The sequence below is a fragment of the Frankia sp. R43 genome (genome assembly GCF_001306465.1).
Classification (GTDB): Bacteria; Actinomycetota; Actinomycetes; order Frankiales; family Frankiaceae; genus Parafrankia; species Parafrankia irregularis.
On sequence record NZ_LFCW01000002.1, the window covers coordinates 930722 to 941212 of the forward strand.

General features: G+C 71.5%; 10 protein-coding genes. 9 read left to right on the forward strand and 1 reads right to left on the reverse strand.

The annotated features are described in order from the left end of the window. Positions 1 to 132 precede the first annotated feature (132 nt). The 9 genes from ACG83_RS11915 to ACG83_RS46580 all read left to right on the forward strand — a co-directional run bounded on the left by ACG83_RS11915 (position 133) and on the right by ACG83_RS46580 (position 9635). Positions 133 to 1122, forward strand: a complete 990-nt coding sequence (locus ACG83_RS11915; RefSeq protein ID WP_054566178.1) for a hypothetical protein — start codon at positions 133 to 135, stop codon at positions 1120 to 1122. Positions 1123 to 1193: 71 nt separating this feature from the next. Beyond that, positions 1194 to 2039 (forward strand): SDR family oxidoreductase, encoded by an 846-nt coding sequence (locus ACG83_RS11920; protein WP_054566179.1) that lies wholly within the window; start codon positions 1194 to 1196, stop codon positions 2037 to 2039. Further along, complete coding sequence (locus ACG83_RS11925) at positions 2036 to 2506, forward strand: nuclear transport factor 2 family protein (protein ID WP_054566180.1); 471 nt, start codon at positions 2036 to 2038, stop codon at positions 2504 to 2506. Before ACG83_RS11920 ends, ACG83_RS11925 begins: the two co-directional genes overlap by 4 nt. Positions 2507 to 2867: 361 nt before the next feature. After that, positions 2868 to 3668, forward strand: a complete 801-nt coding sequence (locus ACG83_RS11930; RefSeq protein WP_054566181.1) for an enoyl-CoA hydratase/isomerase family protein — start codon at positions 2868 to 2870, stop codon at positions 3666 to 3668. Then, positions 3665 to 4984: an acyl-CoA dehydrogenase family protein gene (locus ACG83_RS11935; RefSeq protein ID WP_054566182.1), complete on the forward strand. Its 1320-nt coding sequence runs from the start codon at positions 3665 to 3667 to the stop codon at positions 4982 to 4984. Before ACG83_RS11930 ends, ACG83_RS11935 begins: the two co-directional genes overlap by 4 nt. After that, positions 4984 to 6324, forward strand: coding sequence for an acyl-CoA dehydrogenase family protein (locus tag ACG83_RS11940; RefSeq protein ID WP_235497833.1), 1341 nt, complete (start codon positions 4984 to 4986; stop codon positions 6322 to 6324). The genes ACG83_RS11935 and ACG83_RS11940 overlap by 1 nt, the downstream gene beginning before the upstream one ends. Before the next feature lie 396 nt (positions 6325 to 6720). After that, complete coding sequence (locus ACG83_RS11945) at positions 6721 to 7329, forward strand: hypothetical protein (RefSeq protein WP_054566183.1); 609 nt, start codon at positions 6721 to 6723, stop codon at positions 7327 to 7329. A gap of 148 nt (positions 7330 to 7477) precedes the next feature. Further along, complete coding sequence (locus ACG83_RS11950) at positions 7478 to 8488, forward strand: alpha/beta hydrolase (RefSeq protein ID WP_054566184.1); 1011 nt, start codon at positions 7478 to 7480, stop codon at positions 8486 to 8488. Positions 8489 to 8555: 67 nt separating this feature from the next. Then, positions 8556 to 9635, forward strand: coding sequence for a helix-turn-helix domain-containing protein (locus ACG83_RS46580; protein ID WP_054566185.1), 1080 nt, complete (start codon positions 8556 to 8558; stop codon positions 9633 to 9635). A 69-nt stretch (positions 9636 to 9704) separates the two neighbouring features. Here the strand turns inward: ACG83_RS46580 and ACG83_RS11960 are convergent, their stop codons facing one another. Continuing rightward, positions 9705 to 10091, reverse strand: coding sequence for an SHOCT domain-containing protein (locus tag ACG83_RS11960; RefSeq protein WP_054566583.1), 387 nt, complete (start codon positions 10089 to 10091; stop codon positions 9705 to 9707). Positions 10092 to 10491 lie beyond the last annotated feature (400 nt).

Here is a 10491-nt window from a genome sequence, read left to right on the forward strand (position 1 = left end):
CGCCGGAACCGATGGTGCCACTACTCGTGATCTCCTCTCGGGCTGCCGAGGCGGACGGCATCCCATGCCCGGCCGCGATCCTCCCGAGCTGGTCGGTGCTCCGTGAAAATGCCACCAAACAAAAGGGGCAGCATGCCGGACCTCGATGTTTCGAAGGCCAACATCATCCCGTATGTTCATCTGGCCGACGCGTCCGTCCAGGACTATTCGACGCAGGACGGGCAGTTCCCCGGTCTCCACAACGACCTGTTGTTCCTCTGGGCCATGGCCGACACGGAGGACGGCAAGCGCTACGAGCTGATTCGCATGCTCTCGTCGGGCGGGACGTTCGACTTCATCGTCCATGAATGCTCGACCGACCTGTGGGCCCATCCGACGACGGTCCGTTTCCCGTACGAGAGCGACCTGTACTGGGGCCCCATTGTCTGGGCCGACTCCAAGGCCGGCAGGGCCGCGATCCCCGTCAACTTCAGCGCGAAGCACAGCCTTTCGATCTCGCTCGGGCCGGCGGCGTACGTCTGGAAGGAGGACGACGGGCTCGTCGACGTCGTCCTGACCCCGCTGCCGATGAACGTGACCGCCATCTACGTCCCGGGCCTGCCCGACGACGTCGGCTACACGAGCTCGGGGTGCACCGTGGCGGGCAGCATCGCCGGGTCGAGGATCACCGGCGGCTACGGCGGCCTCGACCGGATGTACTGCCTGCCCGGCCTGAGTGCCTGGGTGTCGAAGATCGCCAAGCTGGAGCACTACTGGTTCGTCTGGGGGTCGATCCTCGAGGACGGGCGCTGGGAGACCGGCAACGCCATGCTCGGCGCGGGCGACTACGCGACCGCGACCTTCCACCGTGAGGGTGAGTCACCGGTCATCGCGACCAACGGTGACGTCAGCTCGAAGATCGTCTGGGAGACGAAGGGTGAGGTGAGCCAGCCGAGGCTGGCCAGTCTCACCTTCGGCGGCCGCACCTTCAACTTCGAGGGAACGCACAACGCGGCGGCGGCCGCGGTATCCCTGGGAATCGCCTGGCTGCACGGGACCATGCAGGAGGAAGGCGGCCCCAGACCGGTGCGGAGCTGGTCCACGATGGAGATCATCAAATCCCGCGCGACACCGCGCGAATAACTCCCCGCCCAGTGGCCGCCGTCTCCGACGGCTGCCGAAGGAAATCATCGGAAAACGGCAGAGGAGGATGGTTGAACCTGACAACGGAGCTGGCCGGAAAAGTCGCGGTCGTCACGGGCGGCGGGGCGGGCCTCGGCGCCGCCCTGGCCCGGGTGTTCGCGCGGCAGGGCGCGGCGGTAGCCACCCTGGACATCGACGGTGTGGCCGCCGAGCAGACCGCGAAGACCATCACCGAGGAACTCGGCGTTCCGACGACCTCGGCACGTGTCGACGTCGGAGACGGTGAAAGCCTCGCCGTGGCGGCGCGGCATGTACGGGAGACGCTCGGCGGGTGCGACGTGTTGTGCGCGAATGTCGGCGTGCAGCAGTTCGGGGCGATCGATCGGCTGACCGACCAGGACTGGGAATGGGTCCTGAACGTCAACGTGCTCGGCACGATCCGCACGGTGCGGGAGTTCCTCCCGCTCATCCGTGAGCGCGCCGGCTGGCGTCGGATCGTGCTGACCGCCTCGTCCAGCGTGCTTACTCCGGCCGTGCGGATGGGTGCCTACCAGACGAGCAAGTTCGCCGTCACCGGGTTCGGGGAGACCCTGCGCGAGGAGCTGGCCCCCGAGGGCATCGGCGTGACACTCCTGTTCCCCGGCGGGATGGCCACCGGGCATCTGGAGAGCAGCGTTCAGGCACGGCCGGCGGCGCTCGGCACGACGAGCGTCGACATGGACGACCTCGCCGCCATGCTCGCGCACCGGCCCGTGGGCGAGGCCGACGTCGTGACACCGGAGCACGCCATCCGCAACCTGCTCACCGACCTGCGTGACGACGAGCCGTACTCCGTCACGCACGGCTCGTTCCGCCCGTTCTACGTCGCCCGGCGCGACGCGATGGACGCCGCTCTGAACCGGATGGAGGCATCGTGACCGACCAGGAACCGACCCTGCTGCGCCGGCTTCTCGACCTCGAGGAGCTCAGGCGGCTCAAGGCGAGCTACTTCCGGAACCTGGACACGAAGAACTGGGACGGTTTCGCCGGGGTGTTCGCGTCCGCCGCCGTCCTGGAGGTTCCCGAGGCCGAGATGGTCGTCAACGGCCGGGAGGCGATCGTGAGGTCGGTCAGCGAGGCGTTGGCCGGTACCCGGACGGTTCACCACGGCCATATGCCGGAGCTCGAGCTCACCGGGCCGGACACCGCCCGCGGCACCTGGGCGATGTTCGACTACGTCGAATGGCCCGCACCCGAGTCGGGTGGTCGGGTCGGCCTGCAGGGCTACGGGCACTATGTGGAGGAGTACGTCCGCGAGGACGGTCGGTGGCGGATCAACCGCTCGCGGCTGGAGCGCCTGCGGGTGGATTCGCTCGCCTCCGACGTGCCTGCCGTCGCCGGGTAGCGCCGGTCGCCGGTCGGCATGACTCCAGCCCATAGATCTAGATGTATCCATCCCTGGCCACCCTTGATCGGGTGATGTGGCGGTTGGCGCGGTCAGGATGAAGATCGTTGGATCTGGTGGTGCGGTGTACGTGGGCGGGGTGCGGATGCGGGCGAGTGCCGACTTTGCTCGACACCACTCAAACATCTAGATAGATTGAGCCACTGGAGGTGCCCCGCCGTCGGCGGTGTGCTCGTCCACCCGCTCGGTCTTGCTCGCACCGACCCACGCGAGCGGTCCTTCCGGTTGGAGGTCCGGTGTCCCGACCCCGGGGCGGGGTCGGGACACCGCAGACGTTCCCGCCCCAGGAGGGGATTTCGTGATGGACTCGACGCTCGTCGAACGCAAGGACGGCCTGGTCACGGTGACGTTCAACCGCCCGGAGCGGAAGAACGCGCTCGACGCGGCCAGCTGGGCGGCCCTGGACCAGGTGCTCACGGAGGTCGCCGGCAACCCCGAGGATCGGGCCCTGCTCCTCACCGGGGCGGGCGGTAACTTCTCGTCCGGCGCCGACCTGACCGGCAGCGGTAGTGGTGCCAGTTCGAGCGGGCTCACAGGCCGCGGCCGGCAGGCCATCCTGCACGAGATGCGACATGTCGGCGAGCTCATCAACCGGTTACACCGGCTGCCGAAGCCGACGATCGCAGCGGTCGACGGGGTCGTCGTCGGGGTGTCGATGGGCCTTGCGCTCGCCTGCGACCTCATCGTCGCCAGCGACCGGGCGCGGTTCAGCTCCGTCTTCGTCCGGCGTGGCCTCGCCCTCGACGGCGGGACGTCCTGGAGCCTGCCGCGCCAGGTCGGCCTGCGCCGGGCGAAGCAGCTCGCCTTCCTCGGGGACTGGCTCGGCGCCGAGCAGGCCCTGGACTGGGGGCTCGTCAACGAGGTCGTGCCGGCCGAGGACCTGCACAAGACCGCGGCGGCTCTCGGCCAGCGGCTCGCGGGCGGCCCGACCACCGCGATCAGCCTGATCAAGCGGATGCTGGACGCCAGCGAGTCGCTGACCTTCGAGCAGGCGGTCGAGGAGGAGGCCCGGGCGCAGCACATCACCTACACCACCAAGGACATGCGAGAGGGCATCCAGGCGTTCATCGAACGCCGCGAGCCGAAGTTCACCGGCGAATGAGCGTTCGGCTGCTGGCGGCGGCGACGGCCGAGCAGGGGATGCTCGTCGACACCACCGTCCGTTTCATCGAGGACACGCTGCCGCTGACCGGTGTCCGCGCACTCGCCGAGAGCACCGAGCCGGTGGGTGCGGCCTACATCGCCGACGCGGCCTCCCTCGGCTGGTTCGGGATGCTGGTCGACGAGCGCCACGGCGGTGGCAGCGCGTCCGGTATCGGGCTTGTCGACGCGGCCGCCGTGGCCGCCGAGCGTGGCGCCACGCTGCAACCGGGTCCCTTCGTCGGGACGAACGTCGTCGCCCACGCACTGTCCGTCGCGGCGATCCTCCCCGCGGACCAGGCGTCCGGCGACGAGACGTCTGGCGACGAGACGTCTGGCGACGAGACGTCTGGCGACGAGACGTCTGGCGACGAGACGTCCGGCGACCAGGCGTCCGGCGACGAGACGTTCGGGGACCGGGCGCCCGGGGAGGCCGGCCCGCACGCAGATCTGCTGGCGCGGCTCGTCGCCGGGCAGGCCGTCGCGATCTGGGTGGCCGGTGCGGTGGGCGGCCTGACGCCCGGCGCCGGCGAGGTCACCATCCGGCCTGCCGCCGCCGCGCCCGGCAGTGGCTCCGCTCTGGACGGCTATGTCCTCGATGGCGAGGTCCGCCACGTCCCCGACGCCCTCGGCTGCGACGTACTGCTGGTCACCGGGAACGGCACGGACGGCCTGACGCAGGTCCTCGTCGACACCACCGCACCGGGCGTCGAGATCCGCGCGCTGTCCGGCCTCGACATCACCCGGCGAACCTGCTCCGTTCGCCTGAGCGGTGTCCACGTTCCCGCCGGCGCGCTGGTCGGGACGCCCGGAACGGCCACCGAGGAACTGTTCGCCCGGCAGACACAGGTGGCCGCCGTGCTCGCCGCCGCCGAGTCGGTCGGCGCGATGCACCGGGACTTCGAGCTGGCCGTCGAGTACGCCCGGGCCCGGATCGCCTTCGGCCGCCCGATCGGCTCGTTTCAGGCGATCAAGCACCTGCTCGCGGACACCAGCCTGTCGCTGGAGATGGCCAAGGGCCTGGTGACCGCCGCCGCCGAGGCACTCGGCGGGGGTGCGCCCGACGGCGCCGAGCTCGCCCACGCCGCCAAGGCGTTCGTCGCGGAGCACAGCATCACCCTCACGCACGCGTGCTTCCAGGTCTTCGGCGGGATCGGCTACACCTGGGAGCACGACCACCACCTGTTCATGCGCCGGCTGGCGGCCGACGCGGTGACCTACGGATGCGCGCAGTGGCATCGGGCGCGGCTGGCCGAGCGGATCGGAGGAGTCGGCTGATGGGGGACACCGCCGTGAAGGGTGAGGAGCAGACCGCGGTGCCGGCCGAGGCTTCGAGCGAAACGCCCGGAACATCCGAAACGCCGACCCTCGACGAGTACCGGGCCAGGGCCCGGGCCTGGATCCGGGAGAACCTCAGGCCCGTTCCGGCCGCGGGGCCGGCCCCGGTGGGCATGCGCACGACGGAGACACCTCCGGAGGTCATCGCCGCCGGCCGCGCGCTGCAGCGAAAGCTGTTCGACGCGGGGTACGCCGGCATCACCTGGCCGCGGGAGTACGGCGGCCAGGGGCTGGGCGGGGAATACGAGCGGGCTTTCCTGGAGGAGGCGCGCGGCTACCAGATGCCGAATCTCGGCATCGCCGGGGGCACGACGTTCGGTGTCTGCGCGATGACGATGCTCGCGCACGCGTCAGCGGATTTCCTGCGGCGTCACATTCCGCGGATCCTCACCGCCGAGGAGCTGTTCGTGCAGTTCTTCTCGGAACCGGAGGCGGGATCCGATCTCGCCGGCGTCCGGTCGCGGGCGGTCCGGGAGGGCGGTCGCTGGATCCTGAACGGCGCGAAGATCTGGAGCAGCGGCGCCTACTACGCCGACTGGGGCATGTGCCTGGCCCGCACCGACTGGGACGTCCCCAAGCATCGTGGCCTGACCTGGTTCGCGGTTCCGATCGGCGCCAAAGGCGTGACGGTCCGGCGGATCCGGCAGATCACCGGGGACGCCGAGTTCTGCGAGGAGTTCTTCGACAACGTCGAGCTGACCGACGACGACGTGATCGGCGACGTCAACGACGGCTGGACGGTCGCGCAGACCATGCTGATGTTCGAACGGGGCGGCGGGCTGAGCCACGGTGGCCCGGTACGCAAGGTCCCCCAGGGCATCGCGCCGGATCTGGTCGAGCTCGCCCGGTCCGTCGGCCGGATCGACGACCCGCAGGCCCGGGACCTGATCGTGCGGGCGCACGTCGACGATGTCGCCCGCCGTGCGCTGATGGCCCGGCTCGGTGGCCTCATGCGGGCCGAACCGGGCCGGGCCGCCCACCTCGCGTCGTACGCCAAGCTGGCCTCCGGTGTCCACGACCCCGTCCGGGCGAACCTCGCGATGGCGATCGGCGGCCCGGACGCGGTGGCCTGGGAGGAGAACGACGAGGCAGCCGGGCGCACCGCGATCGGCTTCCTCAACAGCCGCTTCATGTCGATCGCCGGCGGGACGAACGAGGTTCAGCGCAACGGCATCGGTGAGCGGGTGCTCGGTCTGCCCCGGGAGCCCTCGTTCGACAGCGGCAAGCCCTTCCGGGAGGTGCTGCGCGACGCCCGGAACTGGTCCGGCCGCGCGGGCTGAGCCGCGCGCCGGCCGTTCCCGCGACCGGCCGCTCCCGCCTGACCCGAGCCGCCCCGGCCTGACCCGAGCCGCCCCGGCCTTACCCGACCCGATCCGGCCTGACCCGCCCCGGCCCCGCGACGGAATTTCCGGCATTCCCCGCAGGCGCGGAATGGGTATCGCTCACCGAGCGGAAACCGAGCGACGGCCTTAGGGTCCGTGGACAGGGGGAGGGAGAACCGAGGTCCACGTTCTCCGGCTGTGTTCTCCGGCTGCCTTTCGCCGGGGATTTCCGCGCCGCGGATGACGGTCAGACGGGCCTGCGATCTCGGGAGTACCCCGTAGTCGTCGGTGCGGTCGTTGGGGAGCGATGTGTCAGGTCCAGTCCGGCCCAGAAGGCGGCCTCGCGGTGCCACGGTGAACGCGGTTCGCGGGGTTCTTTTCGTTGTCTCGCTGCTCGTGCCCACCGCTGTCTCGGTATGCGCGGCCGACGCCGCCGCCGGGCGACCGTTCGGTAGCGACCGGGTTGTCGTCGCCAGCGGAACCGTTGGATTCACGCTCGTCGTTGGTGGCGGTCCCGGCGGCGGCGACCACACCGGCGGGTACGGCGTCGGTGGTGGCGGATCCGGCGGTGCGGGATGGGGTGAGGGTGAGACCGGCGGCTCCGGCTCCGGCAACCATGGTCCGCAACCGGCCGGTCCCACCGGCGTCGGCGGCGTCGGCGCGGCGGCCGGGTCAACGGGTCCCGGCGGCACGGCGGGCCCGGTCGGCGCGGCCGGTACGGAGGACAAGGCCGGTGCGGAGGACAAAGCTGGTGCGGCTGACAGGGGCGGCGCGCCGGCCGAACCGACGGGTCGGCTGCCGTTCACCGGCACGGTCCCGCTCCTGCTGGTGGCAGTGGGCGCGCTGCTGGCCGGCGGTCTCGGGATCATCTTGATCTCCTCGGCGGTGCCGAGGCCGGTCACACCTGCGGCCCGCCGCCGTGGTGGCGGCGCGCGGCTCCGAAGGCGCCCGCGACGGCGGTGATCCCTCCGGATCGTCGGGCAGCCGGGTTCGAAGAGCGGGAATCGCCCGCCGGCTGGCGGGCGATTCCCGCCGTCTCGCATCTTTCGTGATCGCGCGCGGCAGGCCAGCATCAGGGATGTCGGCCGAGCTGGAACCTGCGGGAGCGAGAATGGCTGTGAGCGATGTGGATACCGGTGACGTGCGGGTCGGTCCACCACCGCCGTTCGACGTCGAGCTGGCGGCTGCCCTCGAGATGTTCGGGGCGCTTCTGCCGCAGCCGATGACGCCGGCGGTGATCCGGGAGCTTCGCGAGCGGATGGCGGGCATCGTCGTCTCGGATGAGCAGCTCGCCCGCGGCGGCGCGTTCACCGTGGAGACGGTCTCGTTACCGGTCGGGCTCGGCGGTCAGGGTGGGTTCGAGCTGCCGCTGGTCGTGTGCCGGCCGACGTCGACCAGGACCCCGGCGGCGGCCGTCTACTTCATGCACGGCGGCGGGATGGTCATCGGTGACGCGCGCACCGGTGTCTCCGAGGCGCTCGAGTGGGCCGAGGAGCTGGGTCTGGTGGTCGTGTCGCCGGACTACCGGCTCGCGCCGGAGAACCCGCATCCGACCCCTGTCGACGACTGTTACGCCGGCCTGCTCTGGACGGCGGAGCGGCTGGCCGAGTTCGGTGTCGCCCCGGGCCGAACCATCGTGGCGGGCACCAGCGCGGGCGGCGGCCTGGCCGCGGCCGTGGCGCTGATGGCCCGCGACCGCGGTGGCCCGGCCCTGGCCGGGCAGATGCTGCTGTGCCCGATGCTCGACGACCGCAACGACACCCCGTCGGCCTGGCAGATGGCCGGGCGTGGTGTCTGGGACCGGGCGTCGAACGAGACCGGCTGGACGGCACTGCTCGGCGATCAGCGCGGTGGCCCCGACGTCTCGCCGTACGCTGCCCCGGCCCGCGCCGGCGACCTCTCCGGCCTGCCGCCGGCCTTCATCGACGTCGGCTCGGCGGAGACCTTCCGGGACGAGGACGTCACCTACGCCAGCCGGATCTGGCAGGCGGGCGGCGCGGCCGAGCTGCATGTCTGGCCCGGCGGCTTCCACGGCTTCGACCTGATGGCACCGCAGGCTCCGGTATCGCAGGCCGCGAAGGCCGCCCGGACGAACTGGCTTCGCCGCCTTCTCGCGCCGTAGCGGTCGCGGCCCTCCCGGTCGGCACGGCACTATTGCCCGGTGAAGGATGCCCGGTGAAGGACGCCCGGTGAAGGAGCTCGCCGGCCGGCTCTCGGCGCTGGACCCCGACGCCGGCGCGGCCTTACGGGCCGTCATCTACTTCGACCGGCTCGTCGAGGGCCGGGCCGGGCTCGAGGCCATCGTGCGGGGTGCGGCGCTGCTGACCGGTGTGCCGGCCCGTCTCGTCGACGTCGGCCGGGGCGTGCACGTCGAGGTCGACGTCGAGGGGCGCCGCCGAGCCGCCGCCACCGCGGCCGACGACACCTGGCCGGCAGTCGCGGTGGTGCCGGGTGGGCCGCCGACGCTGTGGCTGGAAAGACCAGGCCCCATCGGCCCGCTGGACGCGGTCGTGCTCGAGCGGGCGGCGGCCGCCTGCCGAGCGTGTTTCGACCGTACGGGCGCCCGGCCGTCGGTGACCGCCGACGACGGGACCACCCGGGCCTCCATCGAGGTTCTCCTGGACGCGGCGGCGTCGCCACGGACTCGGCGGACGGTGGCGGCCCAGCTCGGCCTCGACCCGGCGGGCCTCGCCCGCGCGCTCGCGCTGTCGGACGGCACCGCGTTGGTGGAGGCCGTGCCGGCGAGGCCCGGCCGGGAACCCGTCCCCGGCCGGGAACCCGTCGCCGCCGGCCAGCGGGTCGTCCCCGCACAGGTCGCGGATCGGCGGACGGGCGTCGGACCAGCCGTGCCGGTGCTGGAGCTACCGTCGTCCTGGCAGGCCGCCCGCACGGCGCTGCGTTTCACTGCCGGCGGCACCGCGATGGACCCGGGACCGCGGGTGGTGCACGCGGACCAGCTCGGCGGTCTGGCCGTGCTGGCCGCGGCGGTCGGCCCGGCCACGCCGCCCGACCCCGACGTCCAGGCCCTGAACCGGGCTGCCGCGGCGGCCCCCTGGATGCTCGCCACCCTGGAGGCCGTCACCACCAGCCCGAGTCTTCGCGCGGCGGCCGTGGGGCTCACCGTGCACCATTCGACCCTGCAGGAACGTCTCCACCAGGCGGAGCAGGTTCTCGGCTGGTCCGTCCACGATCCGAACGGCCGCCTGCGCCTGCATCTCGCGTTCGCGCTGCGGAGGCTGCACCGCAGCCACATAACCGGCGCGGGATGACCGTCGTGATGCTGACCGTCGTGGTGCGGCGGGCTGACCTACGCGGTTCCGGCCGCGGCCACCGGTGAATCAGGTCAGGATTCGCCGTTTCCCCTGCTCGAACTCCGCTTCGCTGATGTCGCCCTGCCGGCGGAGATCGGCCAGCTTCGCAAGCTCGTCAGCGGTCCCCTGGGTGGCCCGCACCGCGGAAGGGCCGAACCCCTGCTGCAGGGAGTCGCGCCGTTGAGCTTCCTGGTAGGTGCGCTCACCCATCTCCTGGCCGTAGATGATCGTGTAGGTGAAGACACCCAGCAGCGGAAGCAGGATCACGGCGGCGAGCCAGCCGGTCTTGCCCCAGCCGGACAGGTCGCGCCGGCGGAAGATATCCGCGATCACAAAAACCAGGACACAGATCCACAGTGCGAAGGCGAAGAACCAGAGCATCGTCCAGAAGACGTTGAGAAGTGGATAGTCCATGAACGGTTCCTCCTCCGGCTCGCGGACGGCCACCGCAATGTGAAGGCCTGGTCCGGTAGGTACCCTGCCAGCCCGAAGGTCCAACAGCTCCGATGACCGCAAGGTGGTTCGGTGGCCTTTGGCCGAGCATTCACCCGGCCGAGACGGGTCCCCTCGACCGGGGGGCTGGTTCTCGTCGGCGGCGAACCGGTTGGCGCCTAGGTGGCAGTGTCCGTCCACTGCCGATCGGCGTAGTGGCCGGCGGCACATAGCGTTTGGCTGCCGAAGGCGTCCGCGGCGGGCCCGCCAGCACGAGGGCCCGGTGCCACCCGGGACGTCGCCGACCGGCCCGGAAACGCTCACCTGACGAAGGGGACCGATGTCATCCGAGCTGTGGCTTCTGGGCGGGACGCGCGCGCGG